The sequence below is a fragment of the Pseudomonas sp. BN102 genome, assembly GCF_029871245.1.
Lineage (GTDB): Bacteria > Pseudomonadota > Gammaproteobacteria > Pseudomonadales > Pseudomonadaceae > Metapseudomonas.
In genome coordinates, this window is sequence record NZ_SSON01000059.1 from 57907 (window position 1) to 84614 (window position 26708).

The 26708-nt window shown below is 66.0% G+C and carries 22 protein-coding genes; 8 read left to right on the plus strand and 14 right to left on the minus strand.

Annotated features, from left to right (window positions below):
- The first annotated feature begins 210 nt into the window (after positions 1-210).
- Genes E8F12_RS11685 through E8F12_RS11700 form a run of 4 tightly spaced genes read left to right on the plus strand, consistent with a single transcriptional unit; the run spans position 211 to position 4815 of the window.
- Complete coding sequence (locus E8F12_RS11685; protein WP_280325392.1) at positions 211-1020, plus strand: shikimate dehydrogenase; 810 nt, start codon at positions 211-213, stop codon at positions 1018-1020.
- A 10-nt stretch (positions 1021-1030) separates the two neighbouring features.
- On the plus strand, positions 1031-2749 hold the full coding sequence (locus tag E8F12_RS11690; protein ID WP_280325393.1) for an FAD-dependent oxidoreductase: 1719 nt from the start codon (positions 1031-1033) through the stop codon (positions 2747-2749).
- Between the two features lie 9 nt (positions 2750-2758).
- Positions 2759-3079: an NIPSNAP family protein gene (locus tag E8F12_RS11695; RefSeq protein WP_280325394.1), complete on the plus strand. Its 321-nt coding sequence runs from the start codon at positions 2759-2761 to the stop codon at positions 3077-3079.
- A gap of 5 nt (positions 3080-3084) precedes the next feature.
- On the plus strand, positions 3085-4815 hold the full coding sequence (locus tag E8F12_RS11700) for an FAD-dependent oxidoreductase (protein WP_280325395.1): 1731 nt from the start codon (positions 3085-3087) through the stop codon (positions 4813-4815).
- On the opposite strand, the gene E8F12_RS11705 is transcribed toward E8F12_RS11700, so the two are convergent.
- On the minus strand, positions 4757-5425 hold the full coding sequence (locus tag E8F12_RS11705) for a TetR family transcriptional regulator (protein ID WP_280325396.1): 669 nt from the start codon (positions 5423-5425) through the stop codon (positions 4757-4759). The two genes, E8F12_RS11700 and E8F12_RS11705, sit on opposite strands and share 59 nt — an antisense overlap.
- Before the next feature lie 96 nt (positions 5426-5521).
- Entirely contained in the window at positions 5522-7432 is a 1911-nt protein-coding gene (gene quiC / locus E8F12_RS11710; protein ID WP_280325397.1) for a 3-dehydroshikimate dehydratase QuiC, read from the minus strand.
- A 762-nt stretch (positions 7433-8194) separates the two neighbouring features.
- Here quiC and E8F12_RS11715 point away from each other — a divergent pair.
- Complete coding sequence (locus E8F12_RS11715; RefSeq protein WP_280325398.1) at positions 8195-9532, plus strand: MFS transporter; 1338 nt, start codon at positions 8195-8197, stop codon at positions 9530-9532.
- Between the two features lie 269 nt (positions 9533-9801).
- Here the strand turns inward: E8F12_RS11715 and E8F12_RS11720 are convergent, their stop codons facing one another.
- The 3 genes from E8F12_RS11720 to E8F12_RS11730 all read right to left on the minus strand — a co-directional run bounded on the left by E8F12_RS11720 (position 9802) and on the right by E8F12_RS11730 (position 12556).
- Positions 9802-10680: a DMT family transporter gene (locus E8F12_RS11720; protein ID WP_280325399.1), complete on the minus strand. Its 879-nt coding sequence runs from the start codon at positions 10678-10680 to the stop codon at positions 9802-9804.
- Positions 10681-10728: 48 nt separating this feature from the next.
- Positions 10729-11544 carry a sugar phosphate isomerase/epimerase gene (locus E8F12_RS11725; RefSeq protein ID WP_280325400.1) on the minus strand — a complete coding sequence of 272 codons (816 nt, stop codon included), beginning with the start codon at positions 11542-11544 and terminating at the stop codon, positions 10729-10731.
- 238 nt (positions 11545-11782) lie between these two features.
- Positions 11783-12556, minus strand: coding sequence for an IclR family transcriptional regulator (locus tag E8F12_RS11730; protein WP_280325401.1), 774 nt, complete (start codon positions 12554-12556; stop codon positions 11783-11785).
- Positions 12557-12831: 275 nt separating this feature from the next.
- Between E8F12_RS11730 and E8F12_RS11735 the strand changes: the two genes are divergently transcribed.
- The 3 genes from E8F12_RS11735 to E8F12_RS11745 all read left to right on the plus strand — a co-directional run bounded on the left by E8F12_RS11735 (position 12832) and on the right by E8F12_RS11745 (position 16266).
- On the plus strand, positions 12832-13002 hold the full coding sequence (locus E8F12_RS11735; protein WP_280325402.1) for a hypothetical protein: 171 nt from the start codon (positions 12832-12834) through the stop codon (positions 13000-13002).
- A 95-nt stretch (positions 13003-13097) separates the two neighbouring features.
- Positions 13098-14372, plus strand: a complete 1275-nt coding sequence (locus E8F12_RS11740) for an OprD family porin (RefSeq protein WP_280325403.1) — start codon at positions 13098-13100, stop codon at positions 14370-14372.
- A gap of 184 nt (positions 14373-14556) precedes the next feature.
- A complete protein-coding gene (locus E8F12_RS11745; protein WP_280325404.1) occupies positions 14557-16266 on the plus strand; it encodes an FAD-dependent oxidoreductase in 1710 nt (569 codons plus the stop codon).
- 371 nt (positions 16267-16637) lie between these two features.
- Here the strand turns inward: E8F12_RS11745 and pcaC are convergent, their stop codons facing one another.
- The 9 genes from pcaC to E8F12_RS11790 form a co-directional block, all read right to left on the minus strand.
- Complete coding sequence (pcaC, locus tag E8F12_RS11750) at positions 16638-17027, minus strand: 4-carboxymuconolactone decarboxylase (protein WP_280325405.1); 390 nt, start codon at positions 17025-17027, stop codon at positions 16638-16640.
- Positions 17028-17106: 79 nt separating this feature from the next.
- Positions 17107-17895 carry a 3-oxoadipate enol-lactonase gene (pcaD, locus tag E8F12_RS11755; protein WP_280325406.1) on the minus strand — a complete coding sequence of 263 codons (789 nt, stop codon included), beginning with the start codon at positions 17893-17895 and terminating at the stop codon, positions 17107-17109.
- A gap of 9 nt (positions 17896-17904) precedes the next feature.
- Entirely contained in the window at positions 17905-19266 is a 1362-nt protein-coding gene (locus tag E8F12_RS11760; protein WP_280325407.1) for a 3-carboxy-cis,cis-muconate cycloisomerase, read from the minus strand.
- 132 nt (positions 19267-19398) lie between these two features.
- On the minus strand, positions 19399-20604 hold the full coding sequence (gene pcaF, locus E8F12_RS11765) for a 3-oxoadipyl-CoA thiolase (protein ID WP_280325408.1): 1206 nt from the start codon (positions 20602-20604) through the stop codon (positions 19399-19401).
- Positions 20601-21383: a CoA-transferase subunit beta gene (locus E8F12_RS11770; protein ID WP_280325409.1), complete on the minus strand. Its 783-nt coding sequence runs from the start codon at positions 21381-21383 to the stop codon at positions 20601-20603. The genes pcaF and E8F12_RS11770 overlap by 4 nt, the downstream gene beginning before the upstream one ends.
- Complete coding sequence (locus E8F12_RS11775; protein ID WP_280325410.1) at positions 21383-22231, minus strand: CoA transferase subunit A; 849 nt, start codon at positions 22229-22231, stop codon at positions 21383-21385. The genes E8F12_RS11770 and E8F12_RS11775 overlap by 1 nt, the downstream gene beginning before the upstream one ends.
- A 301-nt stretch (positions 22232-22532) precedes the next feature.
- On the minus strand, positions 22533-23792 hold the full coding sequence (locus tag E8F12_RS11780; RefSeq protein ID WP_280325411.1) for an OprD family porin: 1260 nt from the start codon (positions 23790-23792) through the stop codon (positions 22533-22535).
- A gap of 270 nt (positions 23793-24062) precedes the next feature.
- Positions 24063-25277, minus strand: coding sequence for a benzoate/H(+) symporter BenE family transporter (locus E8F12_RS11785; protein WP_280325412.1), 1215 nt, complete (start codon positions 25275-25277; stop codon positions 24063-24065).
- A gap of 30 nt (positions 25278-25307) precedes the next feature.
- Positions 25308-26639 (minus strand): MFS transporter, encoded by a 1332-nt coding sequence (locus E8F12_RS11790; RefSeq protein ID WP_280325413.1) that lies wholly within the window; start codon positions 26637-26639, stop codon positions 25308-25310.
- Between the last annotated feature and the right edge of the window lie 69 nt (positions 26640-26708).

The window sequence follows — 26708 nt, forward strand, 5'->3', positions numbered from 1 at the left end:
CCGTAGGGTGCGCCGTGCGCACCGGAAGCCCGCGCAGAAGATGCGGTGCGCGCAGCGCACCCTACAAGGAACCCAGCCAGCTGATTTCGCCGACTGGTGCGATTATCGCAACCTCATTACGATTAACAACCAAAACGCCATTCTGGTTCATTGGCTGGCCCTGGGCCGCTGGCAATACTGCCGGCACAACAACAAGCCCAGGAGATCAGCATGATCCGTGGTTCGACCCAACTGGTGGCCATCATCGGCCGCCCCATCGCCCAGGTGAAATCGCCGGAAAACTTCAACGCCTGGTTCGCAAGCAACGATCAGGACCTGGCGATGATCGCCGTGGACATGGCCGAAAAGAACCTGCCCGCCTTCATCGACGCCCTGCGCGGCTGGAACAACTTGCGCGGCTGCGTGGTGACTGTGCCCTACAAACAGGTGCTGGCCGGGCAACTCGACGCGCTCAGCCCGCGCGCCGCCGCATTGTGCTCGGTGAACGTGATCCGCCGCGGGGCAGATGGCCGCCTGCTGGGCGACAACGTCGATGGCGAAGGCTTTCTCAAGGCCACCCGCGCCCATGGCTTCCAGCCTGCCGGTCAGCGGGCGCTGGTGGTGGGTTCGGGTGGCGTCGGCGCGGCCATCGCCTATGCGCTCTGCGAAGGCGGCGTGCGCCAGCTGGTGATCGCCGACCTCGACAAACCCCGCGCCGAAGCCCTCGCAGACCTCCTGCGTAGCGCCTTCCCGCAGTTGGAAATCGGCAACCGGTACCCAAGCCTTGAAAACTTCGACCTGGTGGTGAACGCCACGCCGGTGGGCATGGGTGGCACTGGCGAGATGCCCCTGCCCGGCCTGCTGCTGGAAACGCTTTCTCCAGGCGCCCTGGTGGCCGATGTGGTGACCAATCCGGTCGTCACGCCCTTCCTCGAATTCGCCCGCGACCTTGGTTGCCGCATCCAGACCGGCCCGGAGATGGCCCGCGCGCAGATGGGCAATCTCGGCGCCCATATGGGCGTGATGCCCCTGGATGCCTGAGGAGAGCCCCATGAACACAGCCGTCCAGCCACCCCGCACCGAGAACGTGGCGGGTACTTATGACCTGATCGTGCTCGGCAGCGGCGCCGCCGGTTTCGCCGCGGCCACCACCGCTGCCTGCAAGAGCCTCAAGGTGCTGATGGTGGAGAAGGCCGCCAGCTTCGGCGGCACCTCGGCCATATCCGGTGGCGCCGTCTGGATCCACGACAGTGACCAGGCCCGCGCCGCCGGCATCCAGGACAGTCCGAAGGCCATCCGCACCTACCTGCGCAAGACCATAGGTCCCGGCTACAACGCCGAACTGGTGGACGCCTTCATCGAGCATGGCCGCGAGGCGCTGCACTTTCTCGAAACCCACACGGACCTGGCCTACGCCCTGCGTCCCTTCTCGCCGGACTACTACCCGCTGGAGGAAGGCGCTACCGACCGTGGCCGCGCGCTGGAGATGGTGGAGTACGACGGCCGACGCTTGGGTGAGCGCTTCAAGGACCTTCGCCGGCCGCCGGAAGGCATGCTGCTGTTTGGCGGCATGATGGTGAACCGCGTCGATATCCAGCACTTCCTCAGCGTCCGTCGCTCGCCCAGGTCGCTCTGGCATTGCCTGAAGCTGCTGGCCCGCTACGGCCGGGACCGCCTTGGCTACGACCGCGGCACGCGCCTCACCGTGGGCAATGCCTTGATCGCCCGCCTGGCCACCACCGCCTTCGCCAAGGGCGTCGAGCTGTGGCTGAATTGTGGCGCCGATTCGCTGATCCTCGACCAGGGCTGCGTCTGCGGCGTGCGGGTACGCAAGGAAGGCCGGTTGCTCCACCTGCACGCTCGCGCCGGCGTGGTCTGCGCCATGGGCGGCTTCGCCGCCGGCGAGCAGGCCGCGCAGTTCCGCCCGGACACCGGCAGCGACCACCTGACCATGTCGCCGGCGACCAACGATGGCGCCGCCCTGGCTCTGGGCGCCGAAGTCGACGCGGCCACCGGCCAAGGCATGGCGGCCAACTTCTTCTGGGCGCCGGTTTCGCAGTTGCGTCGGCCCGGCGGGGAGCTGGAGCGCTTCCCCCACCTGGTCACCGACCGCGCCAAGCCGGGGATCATCGCGGTGAACCGCGCGGGCCGGCGCTTCACCAACGAGGCGAACTCCTACCATAGCTTCGTCCAGGCCATGCAGCGGGAAGGCAATTCGCCCTGCTGGCTGATCTGCGATGCCGAGGCCATGGGCCGTTACGGCATGGGCCTGGCGCGACCGAGCCCGGTGGACAACAGCGCCCTGATCGACGCCGGCTACCTGTTCCGCGCCGATACCCCGGAGCAGCTGGCCCGCGCCCTTGGCGTCGACCCGCAAGGCCTTGCCGCCACCCTGGCGCGCCACAACGAGGATGCCCGCGCTGGCCAGGACCGCCAGTTCGGCAAGGGCGCCACCAGCTACAACCAGTCCCTGGGCGATCCGCATCACCAACCCAACCCCTGCCTGGCGCCGCTCATCACGGCCCCCTGGTACGCCATCCGCCTGCATACCGGCGACCTGGGCTCGGCGCGCGGCCTGCTGACCGACGCCAACGCCAACGTGCTCGACCGCCGGGGCGCCCCCATCGCCGGCCTCTATGCCGCCGGTAACGACATGAACTCGATCATGGACGGCACCTATCCCGGCCCCGGCATCACCATCGGCCCGGGCCTGACCTTCGGCTACCTGGCCGCCTGCCATGCCGCCAAACACCTGCAATCCCAATGCTGAGGAATCCCCATGTATTACGAACTGCGCACCTACACCATCAAGCCCACCAGGCTGGCCGACTGGCTGGCGCTGTACCGCAGCCACTGCCTGGAACTGCAGACTGAGCACCTGGGCAAGCTGGTAGGTTTCTTCACCACCGAGTTCGGCGAGGCCAACCAGGTGGTGCACATCTGGGCCTACGAGAGCCTCGACGATCGCGCCGAGCGGCGCGCGAAGATGGCGGCGGACCCGCGCTGGGCCGAGTTCGGCCGCCTGAACAAGGAGTTGGATGCCGTGGTGCATCTCGAGTCGCGCCTGATGCGCCCCACCGCCTTCTCGCCGCTGCAGTGAGCGCCATGACCGAACACCACTGCGACGTGCTGGTGATCGGCTCCGGCGCCTCCGGCCTGGCGGCGGCGGTCACCGCTGCCCACCAGGGCCTGAAGGTTCTGGTGGCGGAGAAGTCCGGCCAGTTCGGCGGGACCAGCGCCTGGTCCGGCGGCTGGCTGTGGATACCGCGCAACCCGCTGGCCCGGGCCGAGGGCCTGGAAGATTCGGAGCAGGCGGTGGAAAGCTATCTGCGTACCGAACTGGGCGTGGAGCAACTGGACGAGCGCCTGCGAGCCTTCCTTCGCCGCGGCCCGGAAATGGTGGAGTTCTTCCAGAACCACACCCATGTGCAGTTCTATTCGGGCAGCCGCATGCCGGACATGCATGACTCGCCCGGGGCTGTGAATGGCGGGCGCTCCCTCTGCGCCTTGCCCTTCGACGGTCGCCAGCTCGGGGCCTGGCTCGATACCCTGCGCCCGCCGCTGGACCTGATCAGCCTGGGCGGCATGGGCATAGCCGGCGGCGCCGACCTGGCACATTTCCTCGATGCCAGCCGCTCGCCGCGCGCGGCCCTATACGTCGCCGGCCGCCTACTGCGGCACTGGCGCGACCGTCTGCTGCATGGCCGTGGCCTGCACCTGGTCAACGGCAATGCCCTGGTGGCGCGTCTGCTGCGCAGCGCCCTGGACCTGGGCGTGGGCCTGGAAGCCAATGCACCGGCCCTGGCGCTGCTGCGCGAAGGCGAACGGGTGGTGGGCGCGGAACTGGAACTGGCTGGCAAGCGGGCAAAGGTCAGGGCGAGCCGTGGCGTGGTGCTGGCTTGCGGCGGCTTTTCCCATGACCCGCAACGCATCGGCGAGCTGTTCGGCCACAGGCATCTTTCCGCCGCGCCGCCGACCAACACGGGCGACGGCCTACGCCTGGGTGAAGCGGTCGGCGCCCGGGTCGCCGCCGATCTCGCCAGCCCCGCCGCCTGGGCGCCGGTCTCGCGGGTGCCGCGGGCAGACGGCAGCATCAGCGGCTTCCCGCACCTGATGGAACGCGCCAAGCCGGGATTCATCGCCGTGCTCCGCAACGGCCGACGCTTCACCAACGAGGCCGATTCCTACCATGACTTCATGAATGCACTGTTCAACGCGACACCAGCCGGGGAAGAACCGGCTGCCTGGCTGATCTGCGACCACCGCGCGCAACGCCGCTACGGCATCGGCTGGGCCCGGCCCTTTCCCTTCCCCAACCGGCCCTATGTGCGCAAAGGCTACCTGCACAAAGCTGAGAACCTGGACGAACTGGCCCGGCAATGCGGCCTGGATGGGCGGCAACTGGAGGCGACGGTGGCGGCCTTCAACGCCAACGCCGAGCGCGGCATGGACCCCGAGTTCGGCCGTGGCGCCTCGGCCTACAACCGCGCCCAGGGCGAAGCACGGCACGGCCCCAATCCGTCGCTTGGGCCGCTGCGCAAAGGGCCTTTCCATGCGGTGAAACTGGTGCCCGGCAGCCTCGGCACCTTCGCCGGGCTGCGCACCGACGCCTCGGCGCGAGCGCTGGATAGCCAGGGCGAGGTGATCCCCGGCCTGTATGTGGTGGGCAACGACATGGCCAGCGTCATGGGTGGGCACTACCCCAGCGGCGGGATCACCCTGGGGCCGGGAATGACCTTCGGCTACCTGGTGGGCCTTGCGCTCGCCGCCGGTGACCTCAGGCCTGCAGGTAACGCAGCACCGACTCGCAGATCATCTCCTTGTGCCGCGCCTTGACCTGCTCGTCGGTGAGGTCGATCTGGAAGATCTCGCCGAAGGTATTGCGGTTGGAGACACGGTAGAAGCAGAACGAGCTGATCAGCAGGTGCAGGTCCAGGGCGTTCAGGCCGGGGCGGAACACCCCCTCGGCCTCGCCGCGGCGGAGGATCTCGCCGAGGGCGTCGAGGACGGTGGTGCTCATGGAGCGGATGGCGGTGGACTGCTTGACGTATTCGCCATGGTGGATGTTCTCGATGCTGACGATGCGCACGAAATCCACGTTGCGGTCGTGGTGGTCGAAAGTGAACTCCACCAGGCGGCGGATGGCTTCGCGGGGTTCCAGCTCGGCCAGGTGCAGCTTGCCTTCGGTGCTGCGGATGTCGCCGTAGAGCTTCTCCAGCACTTCGACGTAGAGCTGCTCCTTGCTGCCGAAGTAGTAGTAGATCATTCGCTTGGAGGTCTGCATGCGCTCGGCGATGGCGTCCACCCGGGCGCCGGAAAGGCCCTGCTGGACGAACTCGGCGACGGCCGCCTGGAGGATGTTCTCGCGGGTTTTCTCCGGATTGTTCTTGCGCCCTTTGCGGGGAGCCTCTGCGGGCAGGTCTTGGAGTTCGGCGGTAATGGTCATCTTGGGCTCACGGCCAGCGGAAACTGGATCGATTATGGGCTGGGCGGCGGCCGTTAGGAAGCCTGGCGCGGGCACCGCACCAGGCTTCCCCGCGGTCTACAGCCTGGCCTTGGCGGCGGCACCGCTGCGCGCCTTGGCCATGGCCGCCAGGCGCACCGCGACGTTGGCCGCGCCGTAGCCGGCATAGCCGTTCTTGCGCTGCAGGATCTCGAAGAAGAAGCGACCCTCGAACGGCTCGGTATAGACGTGGAACAGTTCGCCGCCCTGGGTATCGCGGTCGTAAAGCACGTTGTAGTAGGCCAGTTCGCTGAGGAACTCGTCGTCGAAGTCGAAGCGCGCCGCCAGGTCGTCGTAATAGTTCAGCGGGATGTCCAGCAGTGGCACGCCGGCATCCTTGGCGCGGCTCACCTCGGCGAAGATGTCCTCGCAGGCGAAGGCGATATGGTGGGCGCCCGAGCCGCGATAGCTGGACAGCGCGTGGGAGATGGCGGTGTTGCGGTTCTCCGAGACGTTAAGCGGCAGGCGGATGCTGCTGCAGCGGCTGCGGATGGCACGGCTCTTCACCAGGCCGTAGGGGTCGGGCAACACCACTTCGTCATCGGCTTCGAAGTCCAGCACGCTCTTGTAGAACAGCACCCAGTTATCCAGGCCGTCGGCCGGCAGGGCCATGGCCATATGGTCGATGCGCTGCAGCTTGCCGCCCTGGCTGGCCTTGGGGTCGAGGATGAAGTCGCTGTCATAGATGGTCTGGCCCGCGGGCGCCTGCTCCACCAGGTAGATCAGGCTGCCGTCCGGCGCGCGCACAGCCGGGATTTCCCGCTCGTTGGGCCCCACCAGGCCGCGATAGGGCTGGCCCTTGAACTCGCGGGCGCGCTCCAGGGCACTGGCGCTGTCCTTCACCCGCAGCGCCGTGGCGCAGAGCGACGGGCCATGGGCTTCGAAGTAGCCATGGGCGAAGGAATAGGGTTCGGCGTTAAGGACGATATTGATGTCGCCCTGGCACAGCAGGCTCACTGCCTTGGAACGGTGCTGGCCGGCGCGGGCGAAGCCCAGACACTCCAGCCAGCCGGCGAGCTTGGCGCCCTGGGCCTCGTCCACGGCGAACTCGAGGAACTCCACGCCGTCGTAGCGGCTGGCCGGCGGCGGCGAGAAGAGGATGTCGAGGTTGGCCGGAGGCGTTGGGTCCTTGGCCAGCAGCTTGCGAGTCTTCTCTTCCAGGTACAGCAGCGAGCGCAGACCGTCGGCGGCATTGCCCCGCGGTGGCGCGGCGCGGAAGCCGTCGTTGAAGATCTCCAGCGACAGTGGACCGCTGTAGCCGCTGCGGATGATGGGCGCGAGGAAGCCCGGCAGGTCGAACTCACCCTGGCCGGGGAAGCAGCGGAAATGCCGGCTCCACTCCAGCACGTCCATGGCCAGCAGCGGCGCGTCGGCCATTTGCACGAAGAAGATCTTGTCGCCGGGAATCTCGGCGATGCCGCTCGGATCGCCCTTGATCGACAGGGTGTGGAAGCTGTCCAGCAGCACGCCCAGGGCCGGATGGTCGGCTTGGCGCACCAGGTTCCATACCTGCTGCCAGCTGTTCACGTGACGGCCCCAGGCCAGGGCCTCGTAGCCGATGCGCAGGTTGCGCGCGCCGGCGCGCTCGGCCAGCAGGCGCAGGTCATCGACGAGGATTTCCTCATCCGCCAGGGCGTCGGGCTGGACGTTGCTGCACACCAGCACCAGGTCGGTGCCCAGTTCCTGCATCAGGTCGAACTTGCGCTCGGCGCGGTCGAGATTCTTCTGCAGGCGATCACGGCGGCAGCCTTCGAAGTCGCGAAAGGGCTGGAACAGTGTGATGGCGATACCGAGGTCGGCGCACATCTGGCGGATTTCGCGGGGGCTGCCGTCGTAGTACAGCAGGTCGTTCTCGAAGATCTCGACACCGTCGAAACCGGCGGCGGCGATGGCCTCGAGTTTTTCCGGCAGGGTACCGCTCAGGGAGACGGTGGCAATGGAACGCTGCATGCTTCAGCTCCTTGTGGGTGGGCGCCGGCTCTGCGGTCAGCGGCAAGAACAGGTTGGTGCGGCGGATAACCTGTGGGGGCGAATTCATTCGCTAAGGGCAGCGCAGCTGCCCCCACGAACATCGATTGCCGAACCTTCGGTCCGGTCAGCGAATGAATTCGCCCCCACAAAAGAAGCCCGAAAGTCTTGTTTCCGTGGCTGGATTGATTATTCGCGCGTAAAGTCAGCGCAGCAATTCACAATGTACGAACCAGTTAGTTTTGTGTTCGATTAACGAACAAAAGGCCGGTTATCGAATTGACGCTTTTTCGATCACTGCGCAACATGAACCCCAGGTTGCAGGCAACCGACCGGACGGCATCACTGCCAGCCCAGTCATCTGGAAGGCCCTGCGCTAGCACGCCAAGCGTCACGACACATAACAATTTCAAGAAACGGGTACCTGCTCATGCTCGCACTCAACGTTCTACCAGCCTGCACTCCCCCTTCCCGCTCTCCTTCTGCAGCGTCGCCGGTCATTTCGACCCAGGTGCGCAGTCCGCGTGCCGCCGCGCCGCACTCCGAATAACCCGGGCTTCCTCGGCGCTCCGGCGCAGCAACCCGGTCAACCGGCCGCCAGCCACCTTCAAGGACGATCCGCCAGCCCTGGCGCAGATCGCCCCTTCGCACACCGCCACAACGGCGTAGCGAGAAGGAAATGGCACCCGAGACGAGTCGAAGACCGACTGGCGAACCAGTCACAGAACGGAAGGCAAAACAACAATGATCCAGTCTCAAACCGCCCGCATCGCTCCTGATCCCGCCCTCCACCAGGGCGGCATGTTCGGCAAGGTCCGCAGCGCCATGGCCGTCGGCAAGATGCGCTGGGGCATGCTCGCCCTGGTGTTCTTCGCCACCACCCTGAACTACATCGACCGTGCCGCCCTCGGCGTGATGCAGCCCATCCTTGCCGAGAAGATGAGCTGGACGGCGATGGACTACGCCAACATCAACTTCTGGTTCCAGGTCGGCTACGCCATTGGCTTCGTGCTGCAGGGCCGCTTTATCGACAAGGTCGGCGTCAAGCGCGCCTTCTTCCTCGCCGTGCTCCTCTGGAGCTTCGCCACCGGCGCCCACGGCCTGGCCACCTCGGCTGCCGGTTTCATGGTCTGCCGCTTCATCCTCGGCCTGACCGAAGCCGCCAACTACCCGGCCTGCGTGAAGACCACCCGCCTCTGGTTCCCGGCCGGCGAACGCGCCCTGGCCGCCGGCATCTTCAACGCCGGCACCAACGTCGGCGCCATGGTCACCCCCGCCCTGCTGCCGCTGATCCTCAGCGTCTGGGGCTGGCAGGCCGCTTTCATCGGCATGGGCTGCCTGGGCGTGATCTGGCTGGTGTTCTGGTCGCTCAACTACTTCAACCCGGACGAGCATCCGAAGGTGAAGCAGTCCGAACTGGACTACATCAACCAGGCCGTCGAGCCCGAGCCGGTCAAGGTGCCCTTCTCCCGCATCCTGCGCATGCGCGGCACCTGGGCCTTCGCCCTGGCCTACTCGATCACCGCGCCGGTGTTCTGGTTCTACCTCTACTGGCTGCCGCCCTTCCTCAACCAGCAGTACAACCTGGGCATCAGCGTGACCCAGATGGGCATCCCGCTGATGCTGATCTGGCTGACCGCCGACTTCGGCAGTGTGGGGGGCGGCATCCTCAGCTCCTGGCTGATCGGCCGTGGCGTCAAATCCACCACCGCACGCCTGTCCTCAATGCTGATCTTCGCCTGCACCATAGTCGGCGTGGTCTTCGCCGCCAACGCCAGCGGCCTGTGGGTCGCCGTACTGGCCATCGCCCTGGCAGTGGGTGCCCACCAGGCCTGGACCGCCAACATCTGGAGCCTGGTGATGGACTACACGCCCAAGCACCTGATGAGCACCGTGTTCGGCTTCGGCGGCATGTGCGCCGCGATCGGCGGCATGTTCATGACCCAGATAGTCGGCGGCGTGCTGACGGCCACCAATAACAACTACGCCGTGCTCTTCACCATGATCCCGGCCATGTACTTCATCGCCCTCACCTGGCTGTACTTCATGGCCCCGCGCAAGATCGAGCAGGCCGAAGGCTGATTCACCCTCGCGGAGGCCCGTCCGGGCCTCCGCCCCCCTCCTCCGCGTCACCCTCGCTTAACCCCCGGTCTCTCCAGAACACGCATCTGTGGGTGCGAATTCATACGAGAAAGCTCTGCCTCGCAGGCCTTTTTGGCAGGTCTGAGCCAGTAAACATCCACGTCTGAGGATCCTGGATTTGCCTCAAGCACCCGTGGAGGGAGCGGGATGGGCAGCCTTCCCATGTGGGGGCGAATTCATTCGCCCCCACAAAGAAATCCCGCCGTATCTCAGGCCCGCTTCTGCATCCAGGCGGCCGCCAGGCCACTGAGGCAGATGATGGCGATACCCACGAGCGTGGTCGCATCCGGGGTGTGGGAGAACAGGAGGAAGCCGAGCAACCCGGCGAAGACGATCTGGCAGTAGCCGAATGGCGCCAGCAGGGCCGGAGCGGCCAGACGGAAGGCCTGGGTGAGGAACAGGTGGGCGGCCATGCCGGCGCCGCCGAGGGCCAGCATCAGCAGGCCATGGCCCAGGCTCGGCAGCTTCCAGAAGAACGGCACCAGGGCGCTCATCACCAGGGTGTTGCACAGGCCGGCGAAGAAGTTGCTGGTGGTGGGGCTGTCGTATGCGGCCAGCTTGCGGGTGAGCAACTGATAGAAGCAGAAGCCCAGCGCCGAACCGAACGGAAGCAGGATGGCCGGGGTGAACAGCGCGCCGCCAGGATGGACGACGACCAGCACGCCGACGAACCCCAGGACCACTGCGGCCCATTGGCCAAGACTGACCTGTTCCTTCAGCAAGGGTGCCGACAGTGCAGTCACCAGCACCGGGGCGAGGAAGTTGACCGCCGTGGCCTCCGCCAGCGGGATGTGCTGCAGGCCGGCAGTGAACAGCAGGCTGGTACTGAGCAGGCTCAGCGCCCGCAGCACCTGCAGCAGCGGCCGGCGGGTGCGCAGAACGCGAAAGCCCGCCTGGGGCACGAAGATCGCGGTCATCAGCAGCGTGTGCACCAGGTAGCGCGCCCAGATCACCATGATCACCGGATACAGGCCGCCAAGGTATTTGGACAGGGCGTCATGCCCGGCGAAGAGGAAGGTGGCCAGGACCACCAGCAGGATGCCCCGCAGCGGTTGGTTGGCTCCGGATAGCGGGGTACTGAGGCTCATCGGCTTCTCGAAAAAAACGCGGCCCAGCCGGCCGCGCAAGGGTGAATCTCAGAGTTGGCCGAGCAAGACCCGGGCCTTGTCCATTGCCATCCGGGCGCGGTCGAGGGCGCTGACGCCCTGCTCCATCAACTGGCGTGTGGGGATTTCCAGGCTCAGCGGGATGTCCGCCGGCAAGGTGCGCAGCAGGCCGAGAAGATCGCTGTCGCCATCGCCGGGGAAGCGCCGCTCGTTGCGTGCCTGGCGGAGGATTTCATCCATGTCGTCCGGGCGCGGCCCAGCCACATCGCAGAGCTGGGCGTAGCGCAGGCGCGCCGGGGCCACCGCCGCCAGGTCTTCCAGGCGCGAGGCCGAACGATTGAAGTGAAAGGCATCCACCAGCACGCCCCCGTTGGCGCGGCGGGCATTTTCGACGATGCGTACCGCCTGGGTCAGGTCGCGGGCGTCGGTCCAGGGCATGAACTCCAGGCTGGGATGCATGCCGTACTGGCCGGCCAGGTCGCAGAAGGCGGCGAAGTTATCGGTCAGGCGCGTCTCGTCACCATCGTTGCCGGCCACCAGCACGTCCGTGGCGCCGAACTCGGCTCCGGCCGCCAGTACGGCCTCGAAGTCCGCCACGCGGGTTTCCGGCTTCAGTCGCAGTATCTCGATGTCCATCACGCGCACACCGGTATCCCTCAGGCGCTCCAGGGTCTGGCGCCGCAACCCGGCGTCGGCTACCAGCGGGAAGTGGTACTCCTCGGGCGTGGCCGGCACCAGGCGCAGGCCCACATGGCTGTAGCCGGTGCGAGCGGCCACTTCCACCATGTCTGGCGGGGAGAGTTCGAGTACGGTCAGGGCGGCGAGGGAAAAGATGCGGTCAGTCATGTTCTTCTCGGAATCCAGTTCCATAATTGGAATTGCGATATTTAGAACCTGGTTCCAGTTTATCGCAAGAAGAAAATGATCAAGGGGCGATCACGCGCCCTGTGGTGAGGATTTGCAGGAAAACGACGTATTTCGTGGTGGCGATATCAACCGCTAAGCAGGCCACAGGCCTGCCGATCGCCAGGGGCAGCTGCGCTGCCCATAGCGAATGAATTCGCCCCCACAAACAGACGGACTCTCAGAAGAACTCGGAAGCCTGGCTCGCCGCCGAAAGCTCGGCTGCGGCCTCCAGCAGGTGCGGCGCCACGTCATGCAGGCGCGCTTCCGGCAGGCGCGCGCTGGGGCCAGCGACGCTGAGCACGCCAATGGTCTTGCCACTGCGCGGGTCGCGGACCACGGCGGCCAGGGCCGACGTGCCAACCGCCGAACTCTCGACTACCCAGGCATAGCCATGCTCGCGGGCCAGGCGCAGGCGCTCCAGCAGTTCGATATTGGAACGCGGTGCGTTGGGACCGAAGTCGGCCGGGTCGGCCACGCCCTGACGCTCCACCAGCACCAGGGCTTCCGCATCGCTCAGGCTGGCCAGCCAGGCGTGGCCGGACGCCGTGTAGAACAGCGGCGCATCGCGGCCCATATCGGGGTCATAACGCAGGCCGGAGCGCGCGCCCTGGGATTTGACTATCCAGGTCAGGCGGTCGCCGTCGATCACCCCCAGGCGCACCAGTTCGCCGGTCTCCTGGGCCAGGCGGTCGAGGATCGGCTGGACGATGTCCGCGCCGCTGCTGGCGAGGTAGCGGAAGGCCATGGCCACCAGCCTAGTGGACAGCTGGTAACGGCTGTTCTCCTCGTTCTGCCGCACGTAACCGAGGCGGATCAGTTCAGCGAGCATGCGGTGGGTGGCGCTCTTGGGGATATCCAGCTCATCCGCCAGGCTCTGCATGGGCAGCCCGCGGGGGTCGCTGGTGAGGCGTTCGAGAAGGTTGAAGGCGCGTTCGATCTGGCTACCGGCCATGGGCAATGATCCTGAGGAGTGTTCGCCGATTCTAGAAGACAAGCACTCCCCTTAGAAACCTGGAACTCCAGCAGCCTGTTTAGCCGGCTCAGTCACGAAAATGTACGGAATAGTTAGTTGTTGTTCGATTATCGAACAGAAGCGCTCTGGATGAATTGAACACCGCGGCGGCAGCTTTCACTATCGGTCCCAGGTTCGAAGCGTTGCCGCAACCAGCCTGCGACCCCAGCAACGCTTCGCGCCTTTCGCCATAAATACAAGAAAGGTCCATAGCGATGCTTCAGCCCCAACCATCCCATGCCTCGCCACCCGCCTCCGGGTATGCCTTCGACCGCTGCTCGCCGTTCGCCTCCATCGGACTGGTCCAACTGGCCAGCGACGAGTTCCTCTGCGACCGCCTGCAACGCAGCCTGCAGCGCCTGAGCGCCTTGCGCAAAGCCCGCTAGCGCCGCCGAAATCCCGACCGACCCACATTCGCGCAAAACGCCGCGAAGGGCCTTGTGCGCACCTGAAAACAACAATCACAGAGGCAAGATCGAGCATGAAATCCACCAGCAGCAGCCAGGCACTCCGCTATGCCCCCAGCCTCCTCGCCGCCGCAGTCGCGCTGGGCACCATGCCCGCCCAGGCTACCGAGGAGGCCGGTTTCGTCGAAGACGCCACGGCGACCCTGAATCTGCGCAACTTCTATATCAATCGCAATTTCGTAGGCGACTCCGCTACCCAGGGCAAGGCCGAGGAATGGACCCAAAGCTTCATCCTCGACGCCCGCTCCGGATTCACCCAAGGCACGGTGGGTTTAGGCGTCGACATGCTCGGCCTGCTTTCGGTCAAGCTCGATGGCGGCCGTGGCACCAAGGGCACGCAGCTGTTGCCGGTGCATGACGACGGCCGCCCCGCCGACGACTTCGGCCGACTGGCTGTGGCCGGCAAGATGCGCATCTCCAACACCGAGCTGAAGGTGGGCGAATGGATGCCGGTACTTCCGATCCTGCGCGCCGACGACGGCCGCTCCCTGCCGCAGACCTTCCAGGGCGGTCAGGTCACCTCCAAGGAAATCGACGGCCTGACCCTCTACGGCGGCCAGTTTCGCGGCAACAGCCCACGCAATGACGCGAGCATGGAAGACATGTTCATGAACGGCCGAGCCGCCTTCACTTCCGATCGTTTCAATTTCGTCGGTGGCGAGTACAGCTTCAATGACGACCGCACCCTGGTGGGCCTGTGGAACGCCCAGCTGAAGGACATCTACGAGCAGCAGTTCGTCCAACTGGTGCACAGCCAGCCGATCGGCGACTGGACGCTGGGCGCCACCCTCGGCTACTTCACCGGCAAGGAAGATGGCAGTGCCCAGGCCGGCGACCTGGACAACGACACCTGGTCCGGCCTGTTCTCCGCCAGGTACGGCGCCAACACCTTCTATGTCGGCCTGCAGAAAGTCAGTGGCGACGATGCCTGGATGCGGGTCAATGGCACCAGCGGCGGCACCCTGGCCAACGACAGCTACAACTCCAGCTACGACAACGCCGGCGAGCGCTCCTGGCAGCTGCGCCACGACTACAACTTCGCCGCCCTGGGCGTGCCCGGCCTGACGCTGATGAACCGCTATATCAGTGGCGACAATGCGCATGTCGGGACGGTCACTGATGGCGAGGAATGGGGCCGCGAAAGCGAACTGGCCTACGTGGTGCAGTCCGGCGCCTTCAAGGCTCTCAGCTTCAAGTGGCGCAACTCCAGCATGCGCCGCGACTGGGGTAGCAACACCAGTTTCGACGAGAACCGGCTGATCATCTCCTACCCGCTCTCGTTGCTCTGAACCTTTGGTAAGTGTGCTTTGACTATCTTGGCCCGCCTTCTGGCGGGCTTTTTTATTGTGCTGACCTCGACCCTACGAGAGATAGGTGTTCGCTAATCGGCCATTAGCTGGGTTGTCGCCTTGGTCGATCAACAAGTCGACCATAGAATATGGAACCACGTTCCATTAATTAAGGAATTGCCCGATGCCTGCCGAAAGTCCCACTCAACACAACCTCGATTGCGACCTGCTGGTCATAGGCTCAGGCGCGGCAGGCCTCGCCGCCGCGGTCACCGCCGCCCATCACGGGCAGCGGGTGGTGCTGGTGGAGAAGGATCCGGTATTCGGCGGCGCCACCGCATGGTCCGGCGGCTGGATGTGGGTGCCGCGCAATCCCCTGGCCCGCCGCGCCGGCATCGAAGAAGACATCGAACAGCCACGCACCTACCTGCGTCATGAGCTGGGTGAGCAGTACCGGCCGGAAATGGTGGATGCCTTCCTCGAAGCCTGTCCGGAAATGGTCGGCTTCTTCGAGCAGCACACCGCGCTGCAGTTCGTCGACGGCAACGGCATCCCGGATATGCATGGCGACACGCCCGGCGCCGCCACCGGTGGTCACCAGGTGATTGCCGCCCCCTATGACGCCCGCGAAGTCGGCGCCCTGCTGCCACGCTTGCGCAAGACAATGCGCGCAACCTCTTTCATGGGCATGCCGATCATGGCTGGCTCCGACCTTGCTGCATTCCTCGGCATGACCCGCTCGCTTCGCGCCTTCATCCATGTCACCCGGCGCTTCACTGCCCACCTCTACCACTTGGCCCGTCATGGCCGTGCCATGCACCTGGTCAACGGCGTGGCGCTGGTCGCGCGCCTGGCCAAGTCCGCCGACGACCTGGGCGTGCGGCTGCTGGAGTCAGCGCCGGCGCGGCGGCTGATCATCGTCGACGGCCAGGTGCGCGGCGCGGTGGTGGAGCACAATGGAGCCGAACTGGCCATCCGCGCCAGCGCCGTGGTGCTCGCCGCTGGTGGCTTCCCCAATGACCCGGCACGGCGGCGGGCCATGTTCCCCCGCGATGCCAGCGGCCACGACAACCTCGCCCTGCCCCCGCTCGCCTGCGCCGGCGACGGCTTGCGTCTGGGAGAATCGGCGGGTGGCGTGGTGGCCGACGATCTCAAGTCCCCGGTGGCCTGGGCGCCGGTATCCAGGGTGCCCTACCCCGACGGCACGGTCGGCCACTTCCCGCACATCATCGACCGCGGCAAGCCGGGGATCATCGGCGTGCTCGCCAATGGTAGGCGCTTCGTCAACGAGGCCGGCGGTTATTACGACTATGTCGCCGCCATGCTCGAGACGGTGCCGGAGGGCGAAGAGCCCTGCTCCTGGCTGATTTGCGACCACCGCTTCCAGCGCCGCTACGGGCTGGGCTTTGCCCGCCCGGCGCCCGTGCCGCTCTGGCCGCAACTGCGTAATGGCTACCTCAAGCGTGGCAACAGCATCGAGCAGCTGGCCCGCGAATGCAGCATCGATCCGGTGGGCCTGGCCAGGACCGTTGCCGAGTTCAACCAGCATGCCCGCCAGGGCGAGGACCCGGCCTTCCGCCGGGGCAGCACGCCGTTCAACCGCAGGAACGGCGACGCGCTGCATACCGGCCCCAACCCCTGCGTGGCGCCAATCGAGCAGGGCCCCTTTTACGCGGTGAAAGTGCAGCCAGGCTGCTTCGGTACCTTCGCCGGCCTGCGTACCGACGGTAATGCGCGGGTACTCGACATCGCCGGCAAGCCCATCCCCGGCCTCTATGCAGCCGGCACGGATATGGCCAGCGTGCTGGGCGGGCACTACCCCTCCGGCGGGATCAACCTGGGGCCGGCGATGACCTTCGGCTATATCGCCGGGAAGCATGTGGCCGGGGTCTGATTGGCCCGGGGGCAGCTGCGCTGCCCTTGGCGAATGAATTCGCCCCTACACGGACAAGTACCCTGCATGTATCGCCGCCCGGAATCTCGCTTTTCTTGTGGGGGCGAATTCATTCGCTAAGCAGGCCGCAGGTCTGCCTTACACGTCCCAATGGGGCAGCTGTGCTGCCCTTGGCGAATGAATTCGCCCCCACAGGGATAAGCACCCTACAAGCTTCTCCCGAGCCAAAAAAACGCCGCCCGGATGCGTGGTCCGGGCGGCGTTGTTGCTGGGCGCCTTGTAGGGGCGAATGCATTCGCCAAGGGCCGCCGCGCGGCCCCATTCGAGGTCGATGCGCAGGCCTTCGGCCTGCCTGGCGATTGAATTCGCCCCTACAGGGATTCCACCCCCAACTCGTCCCACACGGCCTCGGCCAGGTGGAAGGTGGCGTTGGCCGCCGGTATGCCGCAGTAGATGGCGCTCTGCATGATCACTTCCTTGATCTCGTCGCGGGTCACGCCATTGTTCTTCGCGGCGCGCAGGTGCAGCTTCAGTTCGCCCTCTCGGTTCATGCCGATGAGCATGGCGATGGTGATCAGGCTGCGGGTATGGCGCGGCAGGCCCGGGCGGGTCCAGATATCACCCCAGGCATGGCGAGTGATCATTTCCTGGAATTCTTCATTGAAGGGCGTCAGGTTCTGCAGGCTGCGGTCCACATGGGCGTCGCCCAATACTGCGCGGCGCACCTGCATGCCGGCTTCGTAGCGTTCTTTTTCGTCCATCTTCGACTCCGAATCGGGATGTGCGGTGCGCGCAGCGCACCCTACGGCGATGTAGGGTGCGCCGTGCGCACCAGCGGGGTCATTGGGTCAGGAACGCCAGAACCCGCTGGCTGAAGTCATCGCCGGCCTGGACGTTGGACAGGTGCGCGGCGTGGAACTCCACCAGCTCGGCGCCACGGATGCGTTCCTGCATGAAGCGCCCGTGTTCTGTGGTGGTCACCGGATCGCCGCTGCCGCAGACGACCAGGGTCGGCACGCTGATGCTGCCAAGCTGCTCGCGATAGTCCGCATCGCGCACGGCGGCGCAGTTGGCGGCGTATCCCTCGGGCGACGTCTGCGCCAGCATGCCGACGATGGGCTCGACCTTGGCCGGCTCAGCCTCGGCGAATTCCGCGGTGAACCAGCGGGAGATGGAGGCATCGCGCAGGTCGCGCATGGCCTGGGCGCCACCGGCGAGCACGGTGTCGATGCGTGGGTTCCAGACTTCGGGGCTGCCGATCTTGGCAGCGGTGTTGCACAGCACCAGGCGCTGGAGGCGCTCGGGGGCGTTGATGGCCAGCCACTGGCCGATCAGGCCGCCCATGGACAGGCCGCAGAAGCTGGCCTTGGCGATGTCCAGCGTGTCCAGCAGGGCCAGCACGTCACGGCCCAGCTGCTCGATGCTGTAGGGGCCTTCGCTGACCACGGACTGGCCATGGCCGCGGGTGTCATAGCGCAGCACCTGGAAGTGCTGGGTGAAAGCCGGGATCTGTGCGTCCCACATATGCAGGTCGGTGCCCAGGGAGTTGGACAGTACCAGCACCGGCGCGCCGGCCGGGCCTTCGAGTCGGTAGTTCAGGTCGCCATCGGCGAGGGTTACGGCAGGCATGTAAAGCTCCTAGCGCGAGAAATTCTTGTGGTCGGCAACGGCGCGTTCGACCCAGCGAAGCGCCTGTCCGAGGTAATGGGCCGGGTCGAGCAGGCGATCCAGCTCGGCGGCGGAAAGTTGCGCAGTGACTTCCGGATTGGCGCCCAGTACCTGGCGCAGATGGGCGCCCTCCTTCACCGCCTGGCGGCAGCACTGCTCCACCAGGTGATGAGCGGCGTCGCGGCCGATGCGCTGGGCGAGCGCGATGCTCACCGCCTCGGCCAGCACCAGGCCCTGGGTCAGGTCGAGGTTGCGGCACATACGCGCGGCATCCACTTCCAGTCCGGGGACGACCAGCAGCGCCTGTTGCAGCGCGCCGGAAACCAGGCAGCAGAGTTCGGGCAGGGTTTCCCATTCCGCATGCCAGAGACCGAGGCTGCGCTCGTGCTCCTGGGGCATGGCGGCGAACATGGTGGAGACCAGGCCCGGCGCGCGGGTGGCGGCGCCGATCAGCACCGCGGCGCTCACCGGATTGCGCTTGTGCGGCATGGTGGAAGAACCGCCCTTTCCGGGAGCGGACGGTTCGAAGACTTCCCCGGCCTCGGTCTGCATCAGCAGGCTGAGGTCGCGGCCGAGTTTGCCCAGGCTGCCGGCGATCAGGCCGAGCAGGCTGGCGAACTCCACCAGGCGGTCGCGCTGGGTGTGCCAGGGCTGGTCGGGCAGGTCCAGGTCCAGCTCGCGGGCCAGGGCCTCGGCCACCGGCCAGGCCTGCTCGCCGAGGGCGGCCAGGCTGCCGGAGGCGCCGCCGAACTGCAGGCAGAACAGACGCGGCTTCAGCTCGCCCAGGCGTTGGCGATGTCGGGTGACGGCGCCCAGTACCCCGGCCAGCTTCATGCCGAGGGTGACGGGCGTGGCCTGCTGCAGCCAGGTGCGGCCGGCGAGCGGCGTATCGGCGAAGCGCTCGGCTTGTACCGCCAGGGCTTCGGCAAGACCTGTGAGGTCCTGTTCGAGCAGTTCAGTGGCGGCACGAAGTTGCAGCACCAGGCCGCTATCCATGGCGTCCTGGCTAGTTGCGCCCAGATGCACGTAGCGTTCGGCTTCGACGCTTTGGGCGGCGACCCGCTTGCCCAGCGCCTTGACCAGCGGAATGGCGGAATTGCCCGCCGCGGTGATTGCCTGGGCCAGAGCGGAATAGTCGTAGAAATCGGCCTTGCAGGCGGACTCGATGGGCGTGACGGCGTCGGCGGGAATCAGCCCCACCTTCGCCTCGGCGCGAGCCAGTGCGGCCTCGAAGTCCAGCATGCCCTGCACCCGGCCCTGGTCGCAGAAGATCGCGCGCATGGTCGGTTGGGTGAAGTAGGCATCGAAGAGTTGGTTGCTCGGGCTGTTCAAGCCAGTGCTCCGGAATGCGGGGTGGTGATTCGTTTTATCGCAGCCAGCCGTTCGGGGCCAGCCTTTGTGGCGCGGAACGGCCGGTGCGCGCAGCGCACCCTACGGTAGGGTGTGCCGTGCGCACCAATGGCGTCAGACCCGCTCGATGGCCAGGGCCAGGCCTTGGCCCACGCCAACGCACATGGTCGCCAGGCCGATCTTGCCGCCGGATTTCTCCAGCTGGTGCAATGCGGTTTGCACCAGGCGAGCGCCACTCATGCCCAGCGGGTGGCCGAGGGCGATGGCGCCGCCGTTTGGATTGACCTTCTCGCTGTCATCGGCGATGCCGAGTTCACGCATCACGGCCAGGCCCTGGGCAGCGAAGGCTTCGTTCAGCTCGATCACGTCGAAGTCGCCAATGGCGAGGTTCAGGCGCTCCATGAGCTTGCGCACTGCTGGGACCGGGCCGATGCCCATCACGCGAGGGGCAACGCCGGCGCTGGCCATGCCGAGTACCTTCGCACGCGGGGTCAGGCCGTGCTTCTTGACCGCTTCGGCGGACGCCAGGATCAGCGCCACGGCACCGTCGTTGACGCCCGAAGCGTTGCCAGCGGTGACGGTCTTGTCCGGGCCGTTGACCGGCTTCAGCTTGGCCAGGGCTTCGAGGGTAGTGTCGGGACGCAGGTGCTCGTCCTGGTCGACCACGGTCTCGCCCTTCTTGCCCTTGATCACCACCGGCACGATTTCTTCAGCGAAGAAGCCGGCGGCCTGGGCAACGCCTGCTCGCTGCTGGCTGCGCAGGGCGAACAGGTCCTGGTCCGCGCGGGAAACCTGGTAGTCGTCGGCGACGTTGTCGGCGGTCTGCGGCATGGCATCGACGCCGTACTGGGCCTTCATTAGCGGGTTGATGAAGCGCCAGCCGATGGTGGTGTCCTCGATCTTCTGGCTGCGGCCGAAGGCGCTGTCGGCCTTGCCCATCACGTAGGGGGCACGGGACATGGACTCCACGCCGCCGGCAATCGCCAGTTCCATCTCGCCTGAGGCGATGGCGCGGAAGGCCGTGCCCACCGCATCCATGCCGGAAGCGCAGAGACGGTTCAAGGTCACGCCGGGGATGCTGTCCGGCAGGCCAGCCAGCAGCAGCGCCATGCGCGCTACGTTACGGTTGTCTTCACCAGCCTGGTTGGCGCAGCCGAGGAAGACTTCATCCACTTGATCCCATTTGACCTGGGGATTGCGCTCCACCAGGGCCTTGATCGGCACAGCGGCCAGGTCGTCGGCGCGTACCGGCGCCAGGGCGCCACCGAAGCGGCCGATGGGCGTGCGGATGGCGTCGCAGATGTAGACCTCGCGGCTCATTCCTCACCCCCTTGCTGGCCGTGGGCGGCGGCGGTGCGCGCTTCCAGGGCGCGCAGCGCGGTCAGTTCCTCGTCGTTTGGCGCGACGGTCTCCTTGAGCTCGGCGGCAAAGCGGATCGGCCAGCCTGTGGCTGCGATTACCTGCTCACGGGTCACGCCCGGGTGCAGCGAGGTGACGACGAATTCGTTGGTGCCGGCCTCCGGCTCCATGATGCAGAGGTCGGTGATGATGCCGACCGGGCCCTTGCCAGGAAGGCCCAGCTGCTTGCGGTGGTCGCCGCCTTCGCCATGGCCGACCGAGGTGATGAAGGCCAGCTTGTCGACGAAGGTGCGGTGGGACTGCTTGAGGATGATCAGCACTTCCTTGGCCGAACCGGCGATCTCCGGGGCACCGCCGGCGCCGGGCAGGCGCACTTTAGGCTGGTGGTAGTCGCCGATCACGGTGGTGTTGATGTTGCCGAAGCGGTCGACCTGGGCGGCGCCGAGGAAGCCGACGTCGATGCGGCCACCCTGCAGCCAGTAGCGGAAGATCTCGCCGGTGGGGACCACGGTGTCGGCGGTCTCGGCCAGCTCGCCGTCACCGATGGACAGCGGCAGTACGGTCGGCTTGGCGCCGATGGGGCCGGATTCGTAGATCAGCACCACGTCGGGGGACGAGGTCAGGCGCGCCAGGTTGGCGGCCTTGGACGGCAGGCCGATACCGACGAAGCAGACGGCGCCATTCTTCAGGCGGCGAGCGGCCGCCACGGTCATCATTTCATTGGTGGTGTAGGCGCTCATCACTTGGCCTCCGCAATCTTGGTCTGGAACTCGCTGAAATCCTTGGTGCCACGGATGTACTGGTCGATCCAGGCAGTGAAGGTTTCGCGGTCGCGGGCGATCGGGTCCCAGGCCTGGTAGAAGCGGTTGTCGCGCTCGTAGTAGCCGTGGGCGTAGGACGGGTGGGCGCCACCGGGTACGTGACAAACGGCGGTCAGGGCCCAGGTCGGCAGGACGCAGGCGTTCATCGGCGCGTTCAGGTCGTCGACGATCTCTTCCACGGTGACGATGCAGCGCTTGGCCGCCAGGGCCGCTTCCTTCTGCACGCCGAGGATGCCCCAGAGCAGCACGTTACCCTTGCGGTCGGCCTTCTGCGCGTGGATCACGGTGACGTCCGGACGCACCGAAGGCACGGCGGCCAGCACTTCACCGGTAAACGGGCAAGTGACTGACTTGATCAGCGGGTTGACCTTGGGCAGGTCGGAACCGGCATAGGCACGCAGCACGGCGAACGGCAGGCCCGAGGCGCCGGCCACGTAGGAGTTGGCCAGGTCGGCATGGCTGTGCTCCTCGATCTCCAGGGCATGCGGCCACTGTTTCTCCACCGCGTCACGCAGGCGGTGCAGCGAACCCACGCCGGGGTTGCCACCCCAGGAGAACACCAGCTTCTTCGCGCAACCGGCACCGATCAGCAGGTCATAGACCAGGTCGGGGGTCATGCGCACTAGGGTCAGGTCTTTCTTGCCCTGGCGAATGATTTCGTGGGAAGCGGCAGTGGGAATCAGGTGGGTGAAGCCCTCGAGGGCTACGGTGTCGCCATCGTTGATGAAGCGTTCGACGGCTTCGCGGAGAGACAGGATTTCAGCCATGGTAGATCTCGTGTTGTTATCCAGGGCGTTTTGGCGCCGGGTGAGGAAAAAGTACCCGTGCCCTGCCCCTCAAACAATCCGATAATCGACTATTGGTGCGATTATCGAACGGATGTGTACGAAGCTAACGACTGTTCTTCCCGGAAACCGCGAGCGCTTTTGTGGGGGCGAATTCATTCGCCAAGCAGGCCGAAGGCCTGCCCTACCATACCGCCATGGGGCAGCTGAGCTGCCCTTGGCGATTAAAATCGCCCCCACAGGTAGAGCAGGCCGTGCCAATGCAAGGCAACGGCGCTCGAAACTAGAACAGTGTCCAGGTGTAACTGAGGATCAGCCGGTTCTCGTCGATGTCGGAGCGGTAGTTGGAGCGCGCGGTGACATTGCGCACGCGCATGCCCAGGCCCTTCAAGGAGCCGCTCTGGACCACGTAGCCGATATCCAGGTCGCGCTCCCAGTCCTTGCCCTCGAAGCCCTGGCCGGTATCCACGTTGTCGCCGGTGATGTAGCGGGTGCTGGCCACCAGGCCAGGGACGCCGAGGGCGGCGAAGTCGTAGTCGTAGCGGACCTGCCAGGAACGCTCGTCGGCGAAGGCGAACTCGTAGGTGGGTACCTCGTTGCCCAGCGGGCTGACGTTGGCGAACACCCGCGGGAAGGAACTGTCGCCGTAGAGGGCCTGGTAGCCGACGAAGAAGGTGTGGCCGCCGCGCTTGGCCGAGAGCAGCGAGTAGAAGGCCTGGTTGTCGATCTCGCCGATCAGCTTCTTGCCGTCTTCGCTGGAGTCGAAGTAACCGATATTGGCACCCAGCACCCAGTTGCCGACGGGTTCGCTGTGCTTGAGGCCGAAGAAGCGCTGGTCGTAGATGTCCTCCAGCTGGGCGTACCAGGCACTCAGGGTGGTGCGGTTGGCGTTGAAGGCATAGTCGCCGCCGGCGTAGTTGAAGGCGTCGCTGGAGGCCTGGCGCTGCGGCAGGTGGCCGAGCATGGCCTGGATCCTGTCGTCGCCGGCCTCGTTGCGCAGGCTGGTGCTGTTCAGGTGGCCGGCCTGCAGCGTGAGGTCGGCGATTTCGCTGGAGGTGATACTGGCGCCCTGGTAGCTGGGCGGCAGCAGGCGGATGTCGCTGAACACCAGTACCGGCAGGTTGGGCTGCAGCTCACCCACTTTCAGCTCGGTCTTCGACACGCGCATCTTCCCGGCCACCCCCAGGCGGCTGTACTCGTCAGCGGCCTCGCCGTCATCCTGCACCGGCAGCAGGCCGGTGTTGACCCGGTCGGGGCTGCTGTCCAGCTTGATGCCCAGGGTACCGATGGCGTCCAGGCCGAAGCCCACGGGCCCCGGGGTGTAGCCGGACTTGAAGTTGAGGATGAAGCCCTGGGCCCACTCTTCGGCCTTGGACTGCTTGTTCGGGCCGACGATGTCGGAGAAGTCGCGGCTGAAGTAGTAATTGCGTGCCTGCAGGGTGGCGGTGGAGTCGGCGATGAAACCCGACTCGGCGGCCTGGGCCAAGCCAGCGCCCACGCCGGCGGAAAGCAGTACACACAGCTTGCTCGTGTTATTGGTCATGACGTCACTCTTGTTTTTATTGGGACAAAACTCCCCCCTGGCCCTCTGTCGGGGCTCTTCACGCAAGTGGGGGGAGGCTCAGGTTCTGAATGGAAAGTCGCGGAGCGAAGGTCAGGCGAGGCAAAAATCGGTGAGGAAGCGGAGTTAACGACTGTTAATGAGCATTCCGAACCGATTTTTAACGACGCATCACCGAGCGCAGGCAGTTTCCGTACAGAACCTGGCGCCGGCTGCGGACAGCTCCCGCAGTACCTCCGGCGCCGGGTTCGGTCAGGGATTGGGTTCCAGTACCTCCTCCTGTTCCGGGGTTGCCTTGGGCGCGCTGCGCGCAGTCAGCAGCAGATGGGCAACGATGCCGAAGATCAGCCCCCAGAACGCCGCCGACAGCCCGAGGAAGGACATGCCCGACGCGGTGACCAGGAAGGTGATCAGCGCCGCCTCGCGGTCCTCCGGCACCGCCATGGAACCGGCCAGGGCGCCAGCGATGGCGCCGAACAGCGCCAGCCCCGCCAGCGCGGCGATCAACTCTTTGGGCAACGCGGTGAAGATCGACACCAGGGTGGCGCCGAAGATGCCCAGCAGCAGATAGAACACCCCGCCCACTACGCCGGAGACATAACGCTTGGCCGGGTCCTCATGGGCTTCGCGGCCGGTGCAGATGGCCGCGGTGATGGCCGCCAGGGTCAGGCCATGGCAACCGAAGGGCGCCAGCAGCAGGCTGCCCAGGCCGCTGGCCGAGATGATCGGGCTGGCCGGGGTCGGGTAGCCGGCATTGCGCAGCACCGCCACACCCGGCACGAACTGCCCGGTCAGGGCCACCATCACCAGCGGCAAGGCGATGTTGAACAGGCCATGCCAGGTGAATGCCGGCGTCACCCATTCCGGAGTGGCAAAGCCGATCACCAGGGCCGAGGCATTGAGCTGGCCGCTGCCGGCGGCGATGGCGCAGCCCACCAGCAGCACCGCCATCACCGCATAGCGCGGCGCCAGGCGCCGCACCAGCAGGTAGCTGAGGAACATGGCCAGCACCATCAGCGGCTGGTCCTTGAGGGAGGTGAACAGGCGGGTGCCGAAGCTGAACAGGATGCCCGCCAGCATGGCCGCCGAGATGGCCGCCGGCAGCTTGCCGACGATGCGGTCGAAGGCGCCGGACAGACCCACCAGCAGGATGATGGCGTTGGCCATGACATAGGCCCCCACCGCCTCGCCGGCGCTGATGCCCGGCAGCATGGACACCAGCAGCGCCGAGCCCGGCGCCGACCAGGCGATGATCACCGGCACCCGGTAGCGCAGGCTGAGGACGATGCCCAGCACGCCGCTGCCGATGGAAATCGCCCAGACCCAGGAGGACAGCAGTTCGGCCGGCATGCCGCCGCTCTCCGCCGCCTGGAACACGATCACCAGGGGACCGGCGTAGGAAATCATGGTGGCGATGAAGCCCGCCACCACGGCGGACAATGAACAGTCCTTGAACAATGTGCGCATGCTGCCTCCAGGCCAGTGTCGCGAACGGGATCAGCCCTGTGCGGCGGTCGCCAGCGGCGCCGCCTTGGGTTGGCCCTGGTGGACGAAGCACATGGCCAGGGCGGCGATGGCGCCCGGGATGGCGAAGGCCATGAAGTTCAGCTGCAGCGGCAGGTTGATGCCGAGCAGCGCGCCACCCAACAGCGGGCCGACGATGGCGCCGTTGCGGCCGATGCCCGATGCCCAGCCGAGGCCGGTGGAGCGGAACGCCAGCCCATAGAACTGCGCGGCGGTGGCATACAGCAGGATCTGCGTGCCGATGGTGGTGGCGCCGGCGATGCCGATCAGCAGGTAGAGCACCGGTGTCGGGCTCTTGAAGCCCAGCAGGCTGATGGACAGCGCAGCGACGATGAAGAACACCGCGACCACCTTCGGCAGGTTGAAGCGATCGCCGAGGAAACCACCGGCGATGGCGCCGAACATGCCGCCGAAGTTGAGGGCCAGCAGGAAGGACAGGCTCGATCCCAGGCTGTAGCCGGCGTTGGCCATCAGCTTCGGCAGCCAGGAGCTCAGCGCGTAGACCATCAGCAGGCAGCAGAAGAACGCCACCCAGATCATCAGGGTGCGCAACGCACGGCCTTCGCGGAACAGTTCCAGCACCGGGGCGCCCTGGACCTTGGTTTCGACCAGCTCCAGGTGGTCGTCGTCCCGCAGGTCGCGCTCGGGCGCCACACGCTTGAGGATGGCGCGGGCCTGTTCGGTGCGGCCCTGGCGCAGCAGGAAGCCGACGGACTCCGGCAGGTACCAGAGGATCAGCGGCAGCAGCAGGAGCGGAAGGAGCGCGGCGAAGAACATGGCTTCCCAGCCAAAGCGCGGCAGCATGTAGATGCCCACGCCAGCGGACAGCATGCCGCCCAGGGAATAGCCGCTGAACATGATCGCCACCAGGGTGCTGCGCAGTTTCTTCGGCGCGTATTCGTTCATCAGCGCCACCACGTTGGGCATCAGCCCGCCTATGCCCAGGCCCGCCATGAAACGGCAAATCCCGAACTCGGTCGGGGTGCTGGCGAAGCCGTTGAGGACGGTGAAACCGGAGAAGAGCACGAAGCAGACGGCGATGCCCTTCTTGCGGCCGATCTTGTCAGCCAGGGAACCGAATACCAGGGCGCCGAACATCATGCCGAACAGCGCGTAGCTGCCCAGGGCACCAGCTTGCAGCGGTGTCAGGCCCCATTCCTTCATCAGTACGGGCAGGACCACGCCGTAGATGAACAGGTCGTAACCGTCGAAGATGAGCAGGAGCGCGCACCAGCACATCACCATCCAGTGGAAGGGCGTGAAGCGCGCATTGTCGATGATCTCGTGTACGTCGAGTTTTCGCATGGCATCTGTCTCTTGTTGTAATTGTCGAGAAACCGCTTGGATGGGCGCGTGACGGTGCCCATCAGGTAA

Excerpts from the sequence above, each read along its gene's own strand:
- E8F12_RS11780 (WP_280325411.1), bottom strand. The coding sequence starts at position 23,792 with ATGACCAATAACACGAGCAAGCTGTGTGTACTGCTTTCCGCCGGCGTG.
- E8F12_RS11705 (WP_280325396.1), bottom strand. The coding sequence starts at position 5,425 with ATGACCATTACCGCCGAACTCCAAGACCTGCCCGCAGAGGCTCCCCGC.
- E8F12_RS11740 (WP_280325403.1), top strand. The coding sequence starts at position 13,098 with ATGAAATCCACCAGCAGCAGCCAGGCACTCCGCTATGCCCCCAGCCTC.
- E8F12_RS11745 (WP_280325404.1), top strand. The coding sequence starts at position 14,557 with ATGCCTGCCGAAAGTCCCACTCAACACAACCTCGATTGCGACCTGCTG.
- E8F12_RS11700 (WP_280325395.1), top strand. The coding sequence starts at position 3,085 with ATGACCGAACACCACTGCGACGTGCTGGTGATCGGCTCCGGCGCCTCC.
- pcaD (WP_280325406.1), bottom strand. The coding sequence starts at position 17,895 with ATGCCTGCCGTAACCCTCGCCGATGGCGACCTGAACTACCGACTCGAA.
- E8F12_RS11720 (WP_280325399.1), bottom strand. The coding sequence starts at position 10,680 with ATGAGCCTCAGTACCCCGCTATCCGGAGCCAACCAACCGCTGCGGGGC.
- pcaF (WP_280325408.1), bottom strand. The coding sequence starts at position 20,604 with ATGAGCCGCGAGGTCTACATCTGCGACGCCATCCGCACGCCCATCGGC.
- E8F12_RS11730 (WP_280325401.1), bottom strand. The coding sequence starts at position 12,556 with ATGGCCGGTAGCCAGATCGAACGCGCCTTCAACCTTCTCGAACGCCTC.
- E8F12_RS11690 (WP_280325393.1), top strand. The coding sequence starts at position 1,031 with ATGAACACAGCCGTCCAGCCACCCCGCACCGAGAACGTGGCGGGTACT.
- E8F12_RS11685 (WP_280325392.1), top strand. The coding sequence starts at position 211 with ATGATCCGTGGTTCGACCCAACTGGTGGCCATCATCGGCCGCCCCATC.
- E8F12_RS11775 (WP_280325410.1), bottom strand. The coding sequence starts at position 22,231 with ATGGCTGAAATCCTGTCTCTCCGCGAAGCCGTCGAACGCTTCATCAAC.
- quiC (WP_280325397.1), bottom strand. The coding sequence starts at position 7,432 with ATGCAGCGTTCCATTGCCACCGTCTCCCTGAGCGGTACCCTGCCGGAA.
- E8F12_RS11770 (WP_280325409.1), bottom strand. The coding sequence starts at position 21,383 with ATGAGCGCCTACACCACCAATGAAATGATGACCGTGGCGGCCGCTCGC.
- E8F12_RS11785 (WP_280325412.1), bottom strand. The coding sequence starts at position 25,277 with ATGCGCACATTGTTCAAGGACTGTTCATTGTCCGCCGTGGTGGCGGGC.
- E8F12_RS11715 (WP_280325398.1), top strand. The coding sequence starts at position 8,195 with ATGATCCAGTCTCAAACCGCCCGCATCGCTCCTGATCCCGCCCTCCAC.
- E8F12_RS11790 (WP_280325413.1), bottom strand. The coding sequence starts at position 26,639 with ATGCGAAAACTCGACGTACACGAGATCATCGACAATGCGCGCTTCACG.
- pcaC (WP_280325405.1), bottom strand. The coding sequence starts at position 17,027 with ATGGACGAAAAAGAACGCTACGAAGCCGGCATGCAGGTGCGCCGCGCA.
- E8F12_RS11735 (WP_280325402.1), top strand. The coding sequence starts at position 12,832 with ATGCTTCAGCCCCAACCATCCCATGCCTCGCCACCCGCCTCCGGGTAT.
- E8F12_RS11725 (WP_280325400.1), bottom strand. The coding sequence starts at position 11,544 with ATGACTGACCGCATCTTTTCCCTCGCCGCCCTGACCGTACTCGAACTC.
- E8F12_RS11695 (WP_280325394.1), top strand. The coding sequence starts at position 2,759 with ATGTATTACGAACTGCGCACCTACACCATCAAGCCCACCAGGCTGGCC.